The sequence below is a fragment of the Vibrio sp. ABG19 genome, from assembly GCF_029962385.1.
GTDB lineage: Bacteria > Pseudomonadota > Gammaproteobacteria > Enterobacterales > Vibrionaceae > Vibrio > Vibrio ostreae.
The window spans coordinates 889,327-908,719 of sequence record NZ_CP071707.1; the positions used below are offsets into that span (position 1 = coordinate 889,327).

General features: G+C 50.7%; 16 protein-coding genes. 6 read left to right on the plus strand and 10 right to left on the minus strand.

Features of this window, described 5'->3' with window-relative positions; genetic code table 11:
- Positions 1-4 precede the first annotated feature (4 nt).
- Complete coding sequence (locus J0X00_RS03970; protein WP_136486754.1) at positions 5-850, minus strand: DUF3100 domain-containing protein; 846 nt, start codon at positions 848-850, stop codon at positions 5-7.
- 373 nt (positions 851-1,223) lie between these two features.
- Between J0X00_RS03970 and leuE the strand changes: the two genes are divergently transcribed.
- Positions 1,224-1,865, plus strand: a complete 642-nt coding sequence (leuE, locus tag J0X00_RS03975; protein ID WP_136486752.1) for a leucine efflux protein LeuE — start codon at positions 1,224-1,226, stop codon at positions 1,863-1,865.
- A gap of 189 nt (positions 1,866-2,054) precedes the next feature.
- Here the strand turns inward: leuE and J0X00_RS03980 are convergent, their stop codons facing one another.
- From J0X00_RS03980 to J0X00_RS04000, 5 genes are all read right to left on the minus strand, one after another.
- Positions 2,055-2,666 (minus strand): dienelactone hydrolase family protein, encoded by a 612-nt coding sequence (locus tag J0X00_RS03980; protein WP_282476384.1) that lies wholly within the window; start codon positions 2,664-2,666, stop codon positions 2,055-2,057.
- Positions 2,667-2,676: 10 nt separating this feature from the next.
- Positions 2,677-3,636 carry a glutathione S-transferase family protein gene (locus J0X00_RS03985; RefSeq protein ID WP_136486747.1) on the minus strand — a complete coding sequence of 320 codons (960 nt, stop codon included), beginning with the start codon at positions 3,634-3,636 and terminating at the stop codon, positions 2,677-2,679.
- Positions 3,637-3,866: 230 nt separating this feature from the next.
- Positions 3,867-4,769 (minus strand): LysR family transcriptional regulator, encoded by a 903-nt coding sequence (locus J0X00_RS03990; RefSeq protein WP_136486744.1) that lies wholly within the window; start codon positions 4,767-4,769, stop codon positions 3,867-3,869.
- 179 nt (positions 4,770-4,948) lie between these two features.
- Positions 4,949-6,406, minus strand: coding sequence for a sodium/pantothenate symporter (gene panF, locus J0X00_RS03995; protein WP_136486742.1), 1,458 nt, complete (start codon positions 6,404-6,406; stop codon positions 4,949-4,951).
- Positions 6,399-6,680 carry a YhdT family protein gene (locus tag J0X00_RS04000; protein ID WP_282476385.1) on the minus strand — a complete coding sequence of 94 codons (282 nt, stop codon included), beginning with the start codon at positions 6,678-6,680 and terminating at the stop codon, positions 6,399-6,401. The genes panF and J0X00_RS04000 overlap by 8 nt, the downstream gene beginning before the upstream one ends.
- A 378-nt stretch (positions 6,681-7,058) precedes the next feature.
- On the opposite strand from J0X00_RS04000, the gene J0X00_RS04005 reads away from it, so the two are divergent.
- Together J0X00_RS04005 and J0X00_RS04010 are read left to right on the plus strand one after the other, a co-directional pair.
- Positions 7,059-10,259 carry an MHYT domain-containing protein gene (locus tag J0X00_RS04005; RefSeq protein WP_282476386.1) on the plus strand — a complete coding sequence of 1,067 codons (3,201 nt, stop codon included), beginning with the start codon at positions 7,059-7,061 and terminating at the stop codon, positions 10,257-10,259.
- Between the two features lie 11 nt (positions 10,260-10,270).
- On the plus strand, positions 10,271-11,293 hold the full coding sequence (locus J0X00_RS04010) for a two-component system response regulator (RefSeq protein WP_282476387.1): 1,023 nt from the start codon (positions 10,271-10,273) through the stop codon (positions 11,291-11,293).
- Between the two features lie 101 nt (positions 11,294-11,394).
- On the opposite strand, the gene alr is transcribed toward J0X00_RS04010, so the two are convergent.
- Positions 11,395-12,471, minus strand: a complete 1,077-nt coding sequence (alr, locus tag J0X00_RS04015; protein ID WP_136486735.1) for an alanine racemase — start codon at positions 12,469-12,471, stop codon at positions 11,395-11,397.
- Between the two features lie 786 nt (positions 12,472-13,257).
- Here alr and dgcN point away from each other — a divergent pair.
- From dgcN to J0X00_RS04030, 3 genes are read left to right on the plus strand one after another with little or no spacing between them, the layout of a single operon-like run.
- Positions 13,258-14,265 (plus strand): N-acetyltransferase DgcN, encoded by a 1,008-nt coding sequence (dgcN, locus tag J0X00_RS04020; RefSeq protein WP_136486733.1) that lies wholly within the window; start codon positions 13,258-13,260, stop codon positions 14,263-14,265.
- On the plus strand, positions 14,262-15,236 hold the full coding sequence (gene dgcA / locus J0X00_RS04025) for an N-acetyl-D-Glu racemase DgcA (RefSeq protein WP_282476388.1): 975 nt from the start codon (positions 14,262-14,264) through the stop codon (positions 15,234-15,236). The genes dgcN and dgcA overlap by 4 nt, the downstream gene beginning before the upstream one ends.
- 12 nt (positions 15,237-15,248) lie before the next feature.
- Positions 15,249-16,109, plus strand: coding sequence for a D-amino-acid transaminase (locus J0X00_RS04030; RefSeq protein WP_282476389.1), 861 nt, complete (start codon positions 15,249-15,251; stop codon positions 16,107-16,109).
- Between the two features lie 180 nt (positions 16,110-16,289).
- Here J0X00_RS04030 and J0X00_RS04035 read toward each other — a convergent pair whose 3' ends face one another.
- From J0X00_RS04035 to J0X00_RS04045, 3 genes are read right to left on the minus strand one after another with little or no spacing between them, the layout of a single operon-like run.
- Positions 16,290-17,048 (minus strand): DeoR/GlpR family DNA-binding transcription regulator, encoded by a 759-nt coding sequence (locus tag J0X00_RS04035; protein WP_282476390.1) that lies wholly within the window; start codon positions 17,046-17,048, stop codon positions 16,290-16,292.
- Entirely contained in the window at positions 17,045-18,031 is a 987-nt protein-coding gene (pdxA, locus tag J0X00_RS04040; protein WP_282476391.1) for a 4-hydroxythreonine-4-phosphate dehydrogenase PdxA, read from the minus strand. Before pdxA ends, J0X00_RS04035 begins: the two co-directional genes overlap by 4 nt.
- Positions 18,031-19,335: a four-carbon acid sugar kinase family protein gene (locus J0X00_RS04045; RefSeq protein WP_282476392.1), complete on the minus strand. Its 1,305-nt coding sequence runs from the start codon at positions 19,333-19,335 to the stop codon at positions 18,031-18,033. Before J0X00_RS04045 ends, pdxA begins: the two co-directional genes overlap by 1 nt.
- Positions 19,336-19,393: the final 58 nt, after the last annotated feature.

A 19,393-nucleotide genomic window follows, 5' to 3' on the forward strand; every position in this document is an offset into this window, starting at 1 on the left:
GAGATCACTTCCTTGTGTTGCTGATTGCTTGTGGCTCTGATGGTATGGCGGCTTTGTTACCCGTAAGCAGGCGATACAGTTTTTCGGTCAGGGGCAGGGCAATAAACAGACCGACAAACAGGCCAGAGGCGTTGGTCAGCAGGTTACTTGCGCCGGCCAGAGCCAGGATCTCTTCTTTCATTGCTGGCAGTGATGCGCCCAGCGCTGCAGAACAAGCGGCGGTCATGCTACCACTACCCACACCACAGGCCATTGCCAGTGCACGAGGGTCAAACCATCCGGTCGAAGCCAGGAGCGAGGCGAGAATTCCGAAATAGAGTGTACCGAACATGGTACCCATGACGTAGACACCCATCACCCCGACGCCTTCCGGGCTCTTTAAACCATACTTATCAGAAATCAGCGCGATATTCGGTTCACGAGCGATAGAAAAGCAGGCTCCCACGGCTTCACGGCCCATTTTCAACACCAGGATCGCCAGTGGCATCGCAATTAAAATCGTACCCAGGTTACCGAGTTCCTGCAGTAACATCGCCGGACCGATTTCGAGAATTTTATTCAATGACGGGCCAATAAGAGTGCCGAATTTAGCCAGGAAAGGCAGTACAGAAATAATAATAATGGGTGTGGCTTTTTCAGCATGTTTGGACGTCAGAATGACTTTGGCTTTTTTGACCACGTTCGGATTGACTAACAAACCGAATATAAAGGCATAGAACAGCGGTAGTAAGACAACACTGCTGCCACCCAGTGGCACCTTAATAATTCCTATCAGTTCTGAGATGACGGCAATAATAACCACCGTGAGGTGCAGACGCCAGTGACCAAGCTGGCCTTTCAAACTATCCATAGTTTGCTTCCTTGTGATTGTGAGCTTCTTGCTGGGGATCATTTTGGATTTAACCACAAAGATATTGATGAAACTAATGATATAAAACCAACGAATTGTTCTAAAAAAGTCAACACAAGATATGATTCTGTTGCTAAACAGAGATGCAAGAAGCTCGGTTGGGCTTTGTGCCAGTGACAGAATAATTCGCTGTTTATGTGCTTTAAACTGGTCAGCCATTAATTGTCGTTATCGGCTCAGCGGAGATTTGTACCAGTTGTGTCCGGATCCTGCTGTTAATACTCGACGAGCAGACTAATTTGCGTTATACAGTCAAAAATTTTGGGGTGAAAAACCCGCAATTCTCATCAATTAGCCGACGGCGAGGGGCAGTATGTTAGAGATGTTTGGGGTGATCAATATTTGGACTTATCTGGCCGGTTTAACCATGATCATTCTCGCGCCGGGTCCTAACTCTTTGTATGTGCTGAAATCTAGCTCGTCGTTTGGTGTTAAAGCGGGTTACAAAGCAGCCAGTGGTGTCTTAATTGGTGATGCAATTCTGATTCTGCTGTCTTATCTGGGGGTGGCGTCGCTGATTCAGGCGTCACCAGTGCTGTTTACCATTATTCGTTATCTGGGAGCCGCTTATCTGCTGTATCTGGGGCTGAAAATCATCCATCAGTTGCTGCGTAAAGATGCAGTGGATGAGGATGGGGTAGAGCGGCCAAAGAAGAGTGAAAATATTTTTGTGAAGTCTCTGTCACTGAGCCTGACCAATCCGAAAGCGATTCTGTTTTACGTGTCGTTTTTCATTCAGTTTATTGATTACACCTACGATCACACCTGGATCTCTTACCTGATTCTGGCCACCATTCTGGAAGTTTTCAGCATCGTTTATCTGAGTGCGCTGATTTTCCTTGGCACATCTCTGACCCAAATGTTTCGTAACCATAAGCGTTTGTCGCAAGTCGGCAATGGCATTTTGGGGATGTTCTTTATGGGCTTTGCCGCGCGTCTCGCCAGCCTGAGTTAACGGCAGCGACAGATAAAGTAGGCGTCGAAATGTGAAAAAGTGCCGGATAGCGCGAAGAGTCATGCTGTCCGGCAGGCGTGAGAGATGGCTTGAATGCCGTCACGTAAAGGGACTTAATGATAAAACACAGGGGATTAAGACCGGCGACGTCGCCGCCGGAGCAGGATGTTATTTCCTGATATCAAAATGTTATTCGCTAATATCAAAGCACTGACGAATAAATTGCGCAGCCCGCTCGGCGCCTTGCTGGGAGATTGTGTGCGGGATGCCATCTTCAAAGAGGGTCGTCACTTTGGCACCTTGCGCTTTGAGTTGCTGAGCTGCTTTTTCTGTTTCACTGAACGGGATGACCGGATCCGCTTTACCATGAATGAGCAGCAGTGGTGCCCGGGTATTCACCTCATGCGGTTGCGGAGAAGCCAGGCGGCCGGAAAATCCGACCACGGCGTGCACGGGTAAGCGGTTACTGGCCACAACATCCAGAGACATAATCGTGCCCTGAGAGAAGCCAACCAGTACAATCTGGTCTTTCTCCCAAGTCGCGCCATGCTCCAGCAGCAGATCGCTGAGCGTTTTATCCAGTGCTGCACGGGCATCATGAACCCGGATAGCCCGGTTCACTTCATTAACACCGCTGATGCTAAACCACTGATAACCATTGCCCTGATCGAAGGGAAACGGGCCGTTCGGAGCCAAAAATGCCACGTCCGGCATAGAGCTTGCCCAGTAATCACCTAAACGCTCCAGATCTGCGCCTGAGCTGCCAACGCCGTGCAGAAATATCACAATTTTCTTAGTCATGGTTGATTCCTTATAAACCGTAGGCCGACATGTCCGGACCTACCGGCACAATCCCATTCGGATTCAATGCTTTAATAGAGTAGTAACCCTGCTTGATGTGATCAAGGTTAACAGTAGCGCGTACCCCTGGCAGATCGAGGATACGTTTCATGTAGCTATCCAGAAAGCGATACTCGCGCAGTTGGTGCAGGTTACATTTGAAAATACCGTTGTAAGCCGGATCGAAGCGAATCAGAGTAACAAACAAGCGGATGTCTGCTTCGGTCAGGGTGTCGCCCAGCAAATACGGACGACCGTCACTCATGCGCTGCTCCAGAGAGGAAAGCATGCTAAACACATCCTGAAACGCCTCTTCATACGCCTGCTGCGTCGTCGCAAAACCAGTGCGGTACACACCGTTATTCAGTTTCGGGTAAATGTCGGCGTTCAGTTGATCAATTTCTCCGCGCAGCGGTTCTGGATACAGATCAAAGTCGTTATTGGCCAACTGACCAAAGCCACTGTTTAGCATACGCACAATGTCGGCGGATTCATTGCTGACGATAGTGTTAAGATGCTTATCCCACAAAATTGGCACGGTAGCCCGGCCGGTAAAGCTAGGATCGGCTCTGGTATAGAGCTGATGCATCCACTCAGCGCCATTGAGATCATCTTTATCGGAACCGGGGTAATCCCCAAAATGCCAGCCCTGGTCAAGCAGTTTGGGCTCGACGACCGAGACGCTGATAACCTCTTCCAGTCCCTTTAATTTACGGGCAATCAGGGTACGGGAAGCCCAGGGACAAATCAGGGCGACGTATAAATGGTAACGGCCCGGCTCGGCAACGAACTGAGCGGTTTCGCCCGGCGCGAGGCTTTCTGCCGGAACGACCCAATCACGAAAACTTGAAATTTGACGAACAAATCCGCCGTTTTCATCGGTTGCTTGTACGGGATGCCACTCTGCTGTCCATTGACCATTTACTAACATATCTCACCTCGGTATAAATCGGCTCTCGCTTCCCCGGACCTTTATCTGCAAGGTTGGAGCCGCGTTTAATAGATATTCATCGCTGTGGCGATGTATTCGATGGAGAGACTGTACCTTACTTCCAAAACAATGATTAGATAGCCGGATTGAAGATATTTCCTTCCAAAATGGAAGTAAAATCCGTATCCCCTCTTTTGGGTAACTCTTTCTTTACCCAAAGGGAAAAATCGCTACTCCCAGGTTGGACCAGCGGCAAAGCGCGCGACGAGAAAATCAATGAAAGCACGCGATGACTGCGCGAGATGCTTAGCGGGTGGATAGAGCGCGAAAAGCCCGATTGGTGGCACTTCATAGTCGCTCAGAATCGGCACTAATTTATTGCGCCGGATCGCAGCGGCGGCCACGAAGGTCGGCAGGCGGGCGATGCCCAGTCCTGCACAAGCTGCTTCCAGACACACATCGGCGTTGGAGAATTTGAGCCGGCCGTTCACCGGCATCTCCTCGACGATTTGCTGGGCGTTAATATAGGGCCAGCGAAACGGGTCGCGGAAGTTGGTATCGATAATACAGTTATGGCTGGCGAGCTCTCGCCAGTGCTGCGGTGTGCCGTATTGACTGAGGTATTGCGCAGAGGCCAGGGTTAACACCCGGACATCACACAATTTGCGCGCGATCAGGCTGGAGTCGGTCAGTTGACCAATGCGCAAAGCGAGATCGAAACCTTCTTCAACAATGTTGACGCTGCGATCGGAGAAGCGCACATCGAGGTCAATCTCGGGATACCGGGTAGAAAAATCAATCAGGCAGGGGGCTAACTGGCTTTGACCAAATGTGACGGGAGCGGCGATACGCAACCGGCCTGAAGGCTGACGTGAAGCGTTACGAATCGAGTCGTCCAGTTCATCGAGGTCGTCCACGATGCGTTTGATGCGTTCATAATAAGCCTGACCCACTTCAGTTGGCGCGAGAGAGCGGGTTGAGCGTTTAAACAACTGGACCCCTAAATCCTGCTCGAGACGGGAAATCAGCTTTGAAGCCTGTCCGCTACTGATATTGAGCCTTTGCGCGGCGCGGGCGAAGCTGCCCAGCTCCATCACAGCCACAAACATACGATCGCACTGTAGCCTGTCCATCTTGCTATCCTGATGATTTTATTAAACCTGATGGCAAGCTTAAGGAGAGAGCGCCGCAAAGGCAATGCCTTGATAATAGCGATGCAATAACAAAGAGCGGCACCAGGCCGCTGTTTGTGAATGTGATGGTGAAACCGCCGTCATAGCGAAGCGGTATAGGTATAGCTGGCCTAGCCTGTTCAGGATTGCAGTGCCGGCGATTTATCGCGGCATGGCTTAAATACACTTACGGCGATAAAAGTGATAAGTCCGAGTGCCAGGGTCGGAACAATCGGATGAACGCCGCCCAGGTCGGGTTTGAACCACATCAGTCCGATATAGGCAGCCAGACCAATCACCATGGAACTCAGCGCTCCCGCAGCGCAGGCGCGTTTCCAGTACAAGCCGAGAATCAATGGCCACAGGAATACTGCCTGCAGGCCGCCGAGGGCAATCAGATTCAACCATACAATCATATCTGGCGGGTTGGTTGCGGCGCAGAAGACCAGCAGCGCAAAGATTGAGGTCACCCACAGGGATAAGCGGTTCAGTTTGCGATCTGCCTGCTCTTCCTCCACAACTTTCGGATTGATGTAGTTGATGTAGAGATCCTTAAGCAGGGTTGCGGAAGCCTGGATCAGCTGGGAGTCGATAGTAGACATAATGGCCGCCATCGGTCCCGCCAAGAAGATACCTGCAACCACCGGTGGCAGCACGGTAATCATCAGGGTCGGCATAATCTGATCCGGGCTGGCGATATCAGGGACAATGGCACGCCCCAGCGCGCCGGCCATATGGGTACCAAACATCAGCAGCGCCATCATAATGGTGCTGATCACCATGGCTTTGTGCAGGGACGGGCTGTCTTTATAAGACATACAACGTACCGCCGCGTGGGGCAGGCCAATAACCCCGAAACAGACCAGTACCCAGAAACTGAGCATAAACGGCTGGCCGAGGAAATGATCAGGGCCGTAAGGCGTCACCAAGGCCGGATCGATCTTATGCAGGTCTGAGACCAGCTCACCAATACTGCCACCAGCATGAACCACGCCAACTAACAGCAGCACAGTACCAATTAACATCATGATGCCCTGAATGGTGTCGGTCAGGACGACGGCACGAAATCCGCCGATGGTGGTATACAGACCGACGGTACAGGCAAACAGCATCAGACCCTGCTCATAAGGTAAACCGGTCACGGTTTGCAACAGGCGGGCACCGCCGACAAACTGCACCACCATAGTGCCGAAAAAAGCCAGCAGCAGGGAAAGCGAAGCAAGAATCACCACAGAACGACTTTTAAAACGGGCATACAGAATATCATTAAGCGTGAGGGCGTTATGTTTACGGGCTTCAATGGCAAATTTTTTACCCAGGACGCCCAGCGTCAACCAGGTTGCCGGCAACTGAATCATGGCCAGCAGTACCCAGCCGAGCCCCATTTTATACGCAGCGCCAGGGCCGCCAATAAAGCTGCTGGCACTGGCATAGGTCGCGGCTAGTGTCATCGCCAGCACGAAACCGCCCATGCTGCGGCTGCCGACGAAGTATTCGCTCAGGAAACTGCCTTGACGATAATGGCGGCGCGTAAAGAAAGCGACCGCAAAAACACCGATCAGATAAATGATCAGTGGGATGATAAGTTGACTATTCATTCGATTGGTCTGGTTTTACATCAAGAGGAATATCACGGTAAAACACTTTTACCATGACAGCACATAAACAGGTGAAGACGATTGGGCCTATCACACACGATAACAGGAACCAAAGCGGCATACCCCAGTAAAGTTCGGGCAGTGTGGTCTCCTCTGGCGGGGCGGAAAAACCATAAGCAGAAATGTACCACCAGATAAAGTAGCCGACAGCGAGCGCAATGGCTAATAATGCTTCTTTGTGCGCCTGGCGATCGTGATTGTTACTGTTGTCCATATTTTGTTTCTCACTCAGACAGCCATGTGAAAGCTGGCTATGGTATACAAATGTCCGCCTGAGCACAAAACTTTGCGCGTCTTTGGTGCAGGTTCAGGTCTCTGCGATCCTCATTCGTTGCATTTTATCTTTGTTCTATGAATCACTACACATTTACGGGTAACGATAGTAATGTTCGGGGCCTGTATGCTTGCTACTTATCCGGTAAAAATGAACATAGACTTTAATGGTTTTTTTCAGCGGTTTTTCGTTACTGATTCTGACTCCTTAACATTAATTTCAGGCAGTTATGATTTACGGCTGGTGGTGTTGTCGGTTTTTCTTGCCTCTATGGCGTCATTTTTTGCGTTAAGAATGGCGGCAACGGCACGGTATATCGTGGCAAGCAAGTATCGTCAAATCGCTTTATGTTCCGGTGCCTTCATCATGGCCGGCGGGATCTGGAGTATGCATTTTGTTGGCATGCTCGCGTTTGAGATGCGATACATGATGGAGTACGACTGGGTATTGACCGGTGTTTCCGTGCTTCCGGCAATTGTTGCCAGTTACATTGTATTGCGATCCTTAATTCAAAGACGCGATACTCTGAAATTAACCATACGTAACGCTTGTATCGTCGGCTCAGGTATCGGTGCGATGCACTACATCGGTATGGAAGCGATGGAAATGGATCTGACACTGCGCTATGACCCGTGGTGGTTCATATTATCTGTCGTGGTCGCAGTCGGTCTGGCATTTATCGCTCTGACGGCAAGACGCGTGTTGCGTCAGTACTTTCCGAGCTTAACCGAGCTTCGGCTCAAGCTGATTTGTGCTGCTATTATGGGCAGTGCTATCTCCGGCATGCATTACACCGGGATGTATGCCGCCAGGTTTATAGAAGTAACCCACACAGATGATTTGTTGATGGCACCACACCATCACAACACGCTGGCGCTGTTGGTGGCAGTATTTACCTTATTGATTTCTACGTTGGCAGTGAATGTCAGTGCCCAGTTGCGTTACCGCCATCTGTTATCGGAAAAAACGGCCGGTGAGGCGCGGTTACAAGCCATTCTGGAAACAGCGACCGACGGCGTGATCACCATTAAAGCCGACGGTGAAATTCTCGGACTTAACAGAGCCGCCAGTCACATCCTCGGCTGGAATGAATCAGAAGCTCTCGGCCAGAATGTGGCGATGTTCATGATCCCTGAGATGCAACAGCGCAATCAGGTTTATTTCGAACAGCATGGTGAGACCGGCCTGGCCAGCATGATAGGGGTGCAGCGTGAAGTCTATGCCCGTCATCGGTTTGGCGAACATATTCCGGTTCGTCTCGGGGTGGGGAAGGTCGAACTGGAAAATGAAACCTTGTTCGTGGGTTTTATGGAAGACATTACCGAACGTAAAGCGATGCAGGAAAAACTGCGCGAGAGTGAGGAGCGACTCAGTTCTCTGATGCAGAATATTCCTGGGGCCTCTTTCCGTCGCCTGCCGGATACTCAACTGACGCCAATCTTTCTTAGTGATGGCATCACTGATCTGTGTGGCTACAGCGCGGAAGTGATTTTGTCCGGCGAGATTAAATTTTCGGATCTGCTGCTACAGGAAGATTACCAAAAGCTCTGCCGGATGATGCACAACACCCCGGATGGACGTGACATCTACGAGATTGAATACCGCCTGACTAATATCGACCGTGAGACCGTGTGGGTGCTGGAAAATGGCATGATAGTCCGGGATGCGAAAAAGCGTGTGTTGTGGATCGATGGCGTTGTGGTTGATATTACCAGTCGCAAGCAGATGGAGTGTGAGTTAGTTGAAGCGAAACGTCATGCGGAAGATGCCGCAGAGATGAAAGCGGCGTTTCTGGCCAACATGAGTCATGAAATCCGCACCCCGATGAATGCCATCATTGGTTTCACGGATATTTTGTTAGAGTCAGAGATGACAGGTGAAAATCGCCGCCATTTGCAGACGATTTCCCAAGCTTCGCGCTCTTTGTTGCATCTGTTAAACGACATTCTCGACAGTGCCAAGCTGGAAAAACATAAACTGGAAATCGAGACGGTTCCGTTCCGGTTATCTCCATGTGTTGATACCGTTATTTCGACACTGTGGCTCAATGCCAAAAGCAAAGGCATTGAACTGGAACTGGATATGTCTGCTGAGTTGCCAGAAGAGGTTCAGGGAGCGGAAGATCGCATTCGTCAGGTGCTGATGAATCTGGTTGGTAACGGGATAAAGTTCACCGAGCAGGGACGGGTCAGTCTGGTGGTTGAGCCCGTCAGTAAACGCCCGGACTGGGTGCGATTTAACGTGATTGATACGGGTATCGGGATTGCGCCGGATCGTTTACAGGCCATCTTTGATCCTTTCACTCAGGCGGATGCGTCGATGAGCCGTCGTTTTGGCGGTACCGGTCTTGGAACTTCCATTTCCAAGCAGTTGGTCGAACTGATGGGCGGAACGATTTCTGTCACCAGTACGCCGGGGCAGGGCAGCTGTTTCAGTGTTGAATTACCTCTGCCTCCTGGCAAAATAGCCGAGAATACCCGCCAGTCAAAAGTTGTGGCTCTGCCGCCGAAGCGAATACTGGTTTGTGATGATATTGAACAAAATATCAATCTATTGCGTATACTGCTCGAACGTCAGGGACACACGGTATTCACCGCGCAAGATGGCTGCGAAGCCGTAATTCAGTGTCAGGAAACGCGCCCTGATGTGGTGCTGATGGATATTCAGATGCCAAACCTGGACGGTCTGGAAGCCAGCCGCACGATTCGGGCAAATGAGCGGGCAACGGGCAGCGACTATGTACCGATTATTGCGTTAACCGCGAGTGTGTTGCTGGAAGATCGTATCGAAGCCAAAGAAGCGGGCATGGACGGCTTTGCCAACAAGCCGGTTGATTTCGCCCTGCTGACTCAGGAAATGGCGCGGGTGCTCAATCTGGGCGCAGGAGAGCTGCAAGCTGCGCAGAAAAGAGAACCCTCAGTTTCGAGCCCGTCAGAGTTTCAGATGCTCAATATGAGTAAGGCACTGAAGATTTGGGGCGATGAGGCGCTATACTGTCACGAGTTGCATGCATTAGTACGTAAGTATGCTGATATGGTGCAGGACCTCACTGCTCTGCTCTCGGCAGGCAAATGGCGTGACTTGGGTGAAAAGGCCCATGCCCTGAAGGGATTAAGTGGCAATTTGGCGCTGCTGCCTTTGTTTCATGCTTTTACCCAGCTGGAAAAGGCAGCCGACCAGCATCAGCCGGTGCAGTGCAAACAAGCGATTGAAGAGATTGCCAAGGGCTGGCTGACTTTACAACAGGATGTTGATCAGCTTGCTATTCCGGTGGCAGATAATCTGCAAAGTGAAGGCGTGGCAGCGATCGAAGATCATCACGCCATCATCACGATTTTGCATGAATGGCTGCAGGCCACACAACTCGGTGAACTCAGAGACGATTTAGCAGCGCAGCTGCAACGCTCTTCACCTCACACCATCAAGAAGCAGATCGTTGATGCGATGAGTGCGATTGATGAATTTGATTTTAAATCAGCGGCCAGCTCGTTGGAGTCGGCTATTGATACACTTCAGTAGAAGGAAATAGTATGTCTTTGCTTGCTAAACAGCAGCCGAGAATTCTGATTGTCGATGATGAACCCGCCAACCTGAAAGTGATGCGTCAGATTCTGCAGGAAGAATATCGCCTCTCCTTTGCCCGCAGCGGTAAAGATGCTCTGGCACTGTTAGAGCAGGAGCCGGCAGACTTGATTCTGCTTGATATTATGATGCCGCAAATGACCGGGTTTGAGGTGTGTGAATGGTTAAAATCACAGCCGGAAACTGCGCATATTCCGGTGATCTTCGTTACTGCGCTGCGTGACAGCATTGATGAGGAAAATGGCTTTGCACTGGGCGGGGTTGATTACATTGTCAAACCTGTCGTTCCGGCGATTGTGCGTGCCAGGGTCAAAACGCATCTGTCGCTGGTGAAAATTGATAGGTTGCGTGAAACGCAGATCGATTTGATTCAGCGTCTCGGCCGCGCGGCAGAATACAAAGATAATGAAACCGGCATGCATGTGCAGCGCATGAGTCATTACACCAAGTTGCTGGCGATGGCGGCCGGCATGGATGAAGAGCAAGCGGATGAGCTGAGAATGGCGGCGACTATGCATGACATCGGCAAAATTGCCATTCCGGATAATATCCTGCTTAAGCCGGGCAAGCTGGATCCGGAAGAGTTTACCCATATGAAACGGCATGCTGAAATTGGGGCCAGTATTCTGGATCAGCCGCGTTCTTCGCTGGTGGCACTGGCGCGCACTATCGCGATTACCCATCACGAGAAGTGGGATGGCAGCGGTTACCCGAACGGTTTAGCCGGAGAAGAGATTCCGATTGAAGGGCGTCTGGCTGCCGTCGCTGATGTGTTTGACGCCTTGACCAGTGAGCGGCCATACAAAAAGGCCTGGAGTGTGGAAGAAGCGGTCGACTTTTTACAGTCTCAGGCGGGTAAGCACTTCGACCCGGTTTTGGTGCCGATGTTTGTCGACTTACTACCCCAGGTACTGACTATCAAAGAGCGTTTCAAAGAGAGTGACGCCCAGGCATATTACCAGTCGATGTAACCCTTACTCTTTAGTCACATGATGAAACAAAGCGGTTGATTCCCAACCGCTTTGTTTTTTAATGCCGTTTACTTTGCATACTGATAACGCTGATACAGCGCTTACTCGGCATAGTGTCTGTTAACACGGGGCGTCAGCTTAATCGTCAGCTCATAAGGAATCGTGCCGACATGACGTGCGACGATTTCTATCGGCAGGTTGGCGCCCCACATCTCGACCACATCGCCCACCTTATCCTTAGCCTCCGGCCCGAGATCAACGGTAATCATATCCATCGACACCCTGCCGGCGATAGGCACCTGGCGGCCGTTAACGAACACCGGCGTGCCGTTTGGTGCGTTGCGAGGATAGCCGTCACCATAGCCCATGGCGATCACCGCGATTTTAGTATCACGCTCTGACTGCCAGGTTTCGCCATAACCAACCGGCTGCTGCGCTTTGTGGTCACGTACGGCAATGATGCGGGTATTGAGTGTCATCACCGGTTTCAGGTCGTGGTCAGCGCCGGTATGGTCAGCGCTCGGAGAAATGCCATACAGGGCGATACCTGCACGAGCGACATCCAATTTTGATTGTGGCCAAAACAGAATACCGGCTGAATTGGCTATCGTTTTCGGGCCTGGATATGGTTTGGTCGCGTCAATAAAACATTGTAGCTGACGTGATGTTGTCGGTTGCTCAACTTCATCGGCGCGGCAGAAGTGGCTGATGAATCCCAGTTGTGATTTCAGCTTACCGGTGCGCTCAATACGCTTTACAAAATCAGAGACTTCATAAGGCTGCACGCCAAGGCGGTGCATGCCACTGTCGACTTTGAGCCATACATTCACCGGATTAGCCAGTTCACTGTTTTCCAGGTCATGCACTTGCTCTGCACAATGGATGGTGGTGTCGAGCTGCATTTGCGCAGCACGTTGTAAATCCTCGGCGCAAAAGCAACCTTCTAACAGTAAAATAGGCTGTTCAATCCCGCCATTACGCAACTCTTCAGCCTCTTCCAGGCGAGAGACGGCAAACAGGTCAGCAAAGGGCAGTGCTTGTGCCAGCTTCACGGCGCCATGTCCGTATGCGTCACCTTTAATCACAGCGATCACTTTCTGATCCCCGCTCAGTGCTTTGAGGTGGCGGTAGTTATGTTGAAGAGCGTTCAAATCTATTTTAGCTTGGGCGGTAATCATTTTGCTTCCTGCTTTGATAAAACCATACAAGGTGGAGCTGTCTGACTCAGGAGCTGACTCACTTAACAACTGACGAACTTAAGTGAGGGATGCTCCCAGATGGTCGCTATTATGTAGCAAAAATATTGCCGTTGTTAGTCTTTTGTAGTGAAAAGAACTGTGATAATGGTCAATATGTAATGATAGTAACTGAAAATATCAAGTATATTAGAATATAGATTTGCCCGCTTTGTCTTGATTTATATAAAAAACTGGCTATTACGTTTAAAAAAGTGATTTGTAAAACAGACTGTTTAGCTGGTGGCTGGAATCGTCCGGCTAACGTGATGGAACTTTTTTGCTTATGCTTCACCATCTTGGTGCTTATGCACCATTATCACCACTAAATGTAGTCAAAACTCGATGTTAAATCGGGGTCATAATGATATCTGTGCTTGTCCCACACCTGACTATTAAAATTCTGCTTGTTTATTGCTCAGGATAAACAACTGGTTTTTATTTTATTGGTGAATTTATATAACGTCGATAAAGGCCGATTTGGTTGCCGGTTATACTGAAAAGTGTTCTGCAACAAACATAAATACTATCTGAGTACAGTTTGGCAGAGTTTTCTCAATTGAGTCCAGGTTCTGGCTATCGCTTCCACCTGCATAATGAAATTGATCAAAATCAACAGGCTAAACTAATAAATCACTGGTTTGATTTATTGGTCACGAATTTTGCACTGCTCTTTCTATAACGTGTGAATTGTAACGCTAATGATTATGTCGAAATGGAGCATTTTAAATGGAATTAAAACAACCTTACTTGCTGTTTTTAGGTGATGCAGCTGATGCGCTGGCCGCAAAAGTGGCTCAGGGAATTAAGACCTGGCGTCCGGAACACTGTCTCGGGCAATTGCGCCTGCCTGAGTGTCAGGCCGACGTCGGTTTGCAAGAATTGAGCGTATCGGCCGCCGCCCGTGCCGGAGCGAAAACACTGGTGATTGGTGTCGCCAACCGGGGTGGGGTGATTTCTCCGGCCTGGATTGAAGTACTGCTTGAAGCACTTGAGCAGGGCATGGACATCGCGGCGGGCCTGCACAATAAACTGACGGACATTCCCGAATTGGTTGCGATGGCACAAAAGCACGGGCGAAATCTGTTTGATGTGCGTTATCCGACCCAAAGTTACCCGGTGGCCAATGGTAAAAAGCGCAGCGGTCAACGTCTGTTGACGGTCGGTACAGATTGTTCGGTCGGCAAAATGTATACCTCATTAGCCATCGAGAAAGAGATGGCAGGGCGGGGAATGAATGTTGATTTTCGCGCCACTGGCCAGACCGGTATTCTGATCACCGGAGCAGGTGTCAGCGCAGATTGCGTGGTGTCTGATTTTATTGCCGGCGCGATAGAAACGATTTGCCCTGATAACAGTGCGGAGCACTGGGACATTGTTGAAGGGCAGGGCTCGCTGTTTCACGCCTCATTTGCCGGCGTGACGACGGGATTGATCCACGGCGCGCAACCGGATGCTTTAGTCCTGTGTCACGAACCGACCCGTCAGCACATGCGTGGATTGCCCGATTACGCTTTGCCGGACCTGGCGACCTGTATCGAAGCGAATCTGAGTACGGCGCGTCTCACCAACCCCGCGGTGCAGATGATCGGCGTGTCTGTGAATACATCGGCATTGAGTGAAGCGGAGGCGATGGCTTACATGGATAAGGTAGAAAGTGATTTAGGGCTGCCGGTGGTGGATCCGTTCCGTCAGGGGGTGGCTCGTCTGGTTGATCGCCTGCTGGAGCGTGTATGAAGGTCACGATAGAACGCAAAAGCTGGCCGATTCGTGGTCACTTTACCATTTCACGGGGCAGTAAAACGCAAGCCGATACGGTATTAGTCAGCCTTGAGCATGAAGGTGCGATTGGGCGTGGTGAATGTGTCCCTTATCTCCGTTATGGCGAGTCACTGCAGAGTGTCGAGGCGCAGATTGAAGCGCTGATCCCTGCCTTTAATGCAGGACTAAGCCGAGAAGAACTGCAGACATTATTACCGGCTGGCGCCGCCCGCAACGCCCTGGACTGTGCCTTGTGGGATTTGAACTGTAAACGAAACCAGGAGTCGATTTGGACGCAGACAGGCATCGTCCCGCATCCGTTGCTGACGGCGTACACCTTGTCTCTCGATACGCCGGAAAAGATGCAGCAAGCGGCGATAAGCAATGCCGCGCGGCCGCTGCTGAAGCTTAAACTGGGTGGCGCAGCAGATTTAGCCCGGGTGCAGGCGGTAAGACGCGGCGCACCGGCAGCCCAAATCATACTGGACGCCAACGAAGCCTGGAGTGTGAGTGATTATCAGCGACTGATCCCTGAACTGGTGAACCTGGATGTCACGATGATAGAGCAGCCGTTTGCTGCCGGTGAGGATGACGTGCTGGCCAAACTAGAGCGGCCGATCCCGATTTGCGCTGATGAGTCCTGCCATGACCGGCACAGTCTGGAACGATTAGTCGGGCGGTATGACATGATCAATATAAAGACCGATAAAACCGGTGGTCTGACCGAGGCGCTGCTGCTTAAACAGCAGGCTGAGCAGGCCGGTTTGGCCGTTATGGTCGGTTGCATGTTGTCATCTTCGCTCAGCATGGCGCCTGCCTTTGTCGTCGCACAAGGCGCACAGGTGGTCGACTTAGATGGTCCACTGTTACTCAGTGAGGATATTGAGCACGGATTTGAATTCAGCCAGCAGCAGATGTTGCCATTTTCACCGCAGCTGTGGGGATAACTGGGAGGAATAATGATGGAACGAACGGTTTATGTGAATGGTAAGTATCTGCCGGAATCGCAGGCGAGTGTGTCAGTTTTCGACCGTGGGTTTTTGTTTGCAGACGCAGTGTATGAAGTGACAGCAGTGCTCGATGGTAAATTGATTGACCAGGCAGGGCATCTGGCGCGCCTTAAACGCTCCGCCACTGAGCTGGGCATGGTGTTACCCTGTTCTGAGCAGGAGTTGATTCAGATTCATCATCAGTTGATTGAAAAAAATCAGCTGGTGGAAGGCGGCATTTATCTGCAACTGACCCGGGGCAATGAGGGTGACCGTGATTTCAGCTTCAGTGACGGCATTAAGCCGACCTTGGTCTTGTTTACCCAGGCGCGCAATTTGATTGAGAATGACACGGCCCAACAGGGCATTAAAGTGATTTCGGTGGAGGATATCCGCTGGCGCCGCCGCGATATTAAAACCACCTGCTTGCTGCCCGCTTGTCTGGCGAAACATATTGCCCATCAGGCGGGCGCCGATGATGTCTGGATGCTTGAAAATGGTGTTGTGACCGAAGGTGGCTCCAGCAATGCTTATATTGTTGACCAGCAGGGACGAGTCATTACCCGGCCGCTCAGTCAGGATATTTTGCATGGTATTACCCGCGCATCACTGCTGCAAATGGCGCAGGATCTGGATATTACAATTATCGAGCGGCCGTTTACTTTGCAGGAAGCCTATGCGGCACAAGAAGCCTTTATCAGTTCGGCCACCGCGTTTGTCTGGCCGGTTATCGCCATTGACGAACACAGAATTGGTGGTGGCCAGCCTGGGCCAGTTGCGCGTAAGTTACGTGAAATCTATATCGAGATTGCACGTTCGCGAGCCATTTAGAAGTTGCGATATAACGTCATCTGAACTGAGGGTTTGTGGCGACAGTGCGGATTTGTAGCGACGATGAAAGGCAAAAAGCCGCTCCACTGAGCGGCTTTGTTGTCTTCTCTGCACCCTGACTATAGCGGGGTGCGATTGGCTAACTACAGGCTTGAACGTTATTGAATCAGGCCGGCGCCGTCAGACCAGCAGATGGTGGATGCCATGGATCGACAGCTCAGACTGCACTTTGGCGTCCAACTGCTGATCGGACACCAGCATATCCAGGTCATTGAGCTCACACACTTTAAACAGTGAGTATTTGCCGTACTTACTGCTGTCGGCAATCATGACTTTCTTATTTGCATTGGCTATCAGGTCATGCTTTAGAATGGTTTTTTCTTCTGTCGGTGTGGTAATACCGCGCTCAAGGCTCCAGGAGTTGCAGGTCACAAACGCAATATCCGGGTTAATGGAGCGTAATAATGAGCGGCAATGCTCACCGACGGTCGATTGGCTGCTGTTGTCCACTTTACCACCGGCAACGATCACTTCTATCTGGGTATATTGCGACAAAAACAGCGCAATATGCAGATCGACCGTGATCACTCGCAGCGGCATATCAATAAAGTGGCGTGCCAGCGCCATCGATGTCGTACCGGCATCGAGTACCACTGAATCACCCGGTTTCACCAGCGAAGCGGCGGCTTCTGCGATAAGATTTTTCTCACGCGTATGCTGCACCATCTTTTCATTGGTGGTCGGCTGAGCGGCGATAAAGCGGTTGAGGGAGACACCACCGTGAGTGCGGGTGATGACGCCCTGATCGTCCAATTTAATGAGATCCCGGCGGATGGTTGCCGGTGATACATTGACAACCTTAACCAGATCCTCAACCGTGGCCAGATTATGCGCGGTTAAGTATTCGACAATTTTTTCTACTCGATGCTGATTTTTCATATATTGCTTAGTTTAACGGCCAGTTCAACTGACGTAATCATACTCTCTGGATTCGCTTTGCCAGTCCATGCAATATCAAATGCAGTTCCGTGGTCGGCAGATGTTCTGAAGAATGGTAATCCAGCCGTAATGTTAACGCCATCATAAAATCCCATTAGTTTCAATGGAATGTGCCCCTGGTCATGATACATGGCAACCACGATATCATACTGACCTTGTTTTGCTTGCAGGAAAACCGTATCCGGCGGGCAAGGGCCGTAAACATCGACACCTTTTTCTTTCATCTGCGCGATAACCGGATTGAGGATATTGATCTCTTCTTTACCGAACAAACCATTTTCACCAGCGTGCGGGTTAACCCCGGCCACGGCGATACGTGGTTGTTCAAAACCGGCTTTCTTCATGAAAGCGTCGGCAATGTCAATCACGGTTGCTACACGTTCTTGCCCCAGTTTTTGCAGGAAATCCAGCAGCGCGATGTGGGTCGTCACGTGGATCACTTTCAGTGTATCTGTGTACAGCACCATGGCGTAGTCTTTGGTGTCGGTCAGATGAGCCAGCAGCTCAGTATGTCCCGGATAGTGGTGACCGGCTAAGTGCAGCGCTTCTTTGTTCAATGGTGCAGTCGCAATGGCCGCGATCTCTTCGTTCATCGCCAGCTCAGTTGCCTTCTTGATACAGCGGTACGCCAAATCACCGGCTTGTGCCTGCACTTTACCAAATTCAAAGCTGGACAGATCTTCAAGCGGAATATCAATCACATTCACAATATCCGGGTTGAAAACGGCGTCTTCGATACGTTCGATAACGTGAATATCTGCCGAAGGTGCCAGACCTTTTTCCTGCACCATACGCAGGATTTCCGCGCTGCCAATCACGACACAATGACGGCCGCTCAGTGACGGCTCAGCCAGTGATTTTAGAATGATTTCCGGGCCAATCCCTGCCGGATCACCCATAGTAATACCAATGATACCGTTCATTATGCTTCCTCTTGTTCCAAAATAGTTATGATTTGATCAAAGCTGCTGTCCACACCAAAGCCCCCAGCTTTGGTAAATAGGGGAATACTGGCGTGCTTGTAAGGCAGTATTCCCCACGGGATACATTGCGCACTCAACCCTTTAAGGTTGAATTGGCCGATTTTGAGTTGGTGGCACACCGCCAGTGCGATATCGCCACCACATAGTAATAGAGCGCCGGGAGTGCATTGCTTGAGCACTTCCTGAGTGGTTTGAGCGAGAAACAGCTTCACCCGGTTACCTAGTTCGAGTCGGGATATCGTCAACTGCGTGCAAATCGCCTCGATGTCGTGGCGTTGATCATCGCTCTGGCAGGTGCGGATAAAGCAGTGGCGCCCGGTCTGATGAGCTTGCGCTATGGCCGCAACCAGGCTGTGCAGATAATCCTGATTTTCAGCGAACAGGGCGGTTTTGACATCGACGTCAATCACTTGTGCTTTGTGATGATTCTGCAGGTATTGCACCTGCGACAGAGTCATGCTGCTCATTGAACCGATGACACCCAGTAATGGCTGGTGGTTATACAGCTTAGGCTGCGGCGGACAACGTTGTGCATCAGTCGGTAGCAAGGCTTGGGTCATTTCACCGGTGGTTACAATCACGCATGACGCGCTCAATTGATTGGCCGCCTGATAAATTTCAATCATATCTTGCGCGGTTTGTGCATCGCACACGATGACTTTAGTGCCGAGATTGGCATGTGCCTGCAAGGTGTCCGCCAGAGCGGGTGTACGGATCTGGTCGAGAAAAAGCTCACTGACCGCCAGATGGCTCTGACTTTCGATCAGGGTTTTGATACGGGCTGAAGTCACGGGTGACTTAGGATCCGAGGCAAACTCGGTGTCAGTCAAGAGCTGGTCATGAACGAAACACTCACCGCCCAGCGTTTTACGCCCGGCGTGCGGGGCGCACATCACCATGATGGCAACGGAATAGCAGGATTCGACCCAAGGCGTGATTTCAGCGCCGACGTTACCACGCAATGTGGAATCAATTTTCTTAAGCAGGATTTTTTGCTGAGTCAGTTCAGGGTAGCGCTGCATCAGCTGACGCATTTTATCGTCAGCTTGAGCGGCACTGTCATCGCGGCTGTCCGTACAAATGATGGTTGCCTGGTTTGAAGTGACATCACTGCTGTATGCACTATTTAATAGTACCGATACATCGATACCGTGTGCGGCTAAACCGACACCGACATCATTCGCGCCGGTGAAATCATCGGCGATGATGAATTTTGGTAGCGTTAATTGATCCTGCTTGAGCATTGCTGTGTTAATCCTGTAACTCGTTTGAAATCATATTAATCAAAAAATACGCAATAAC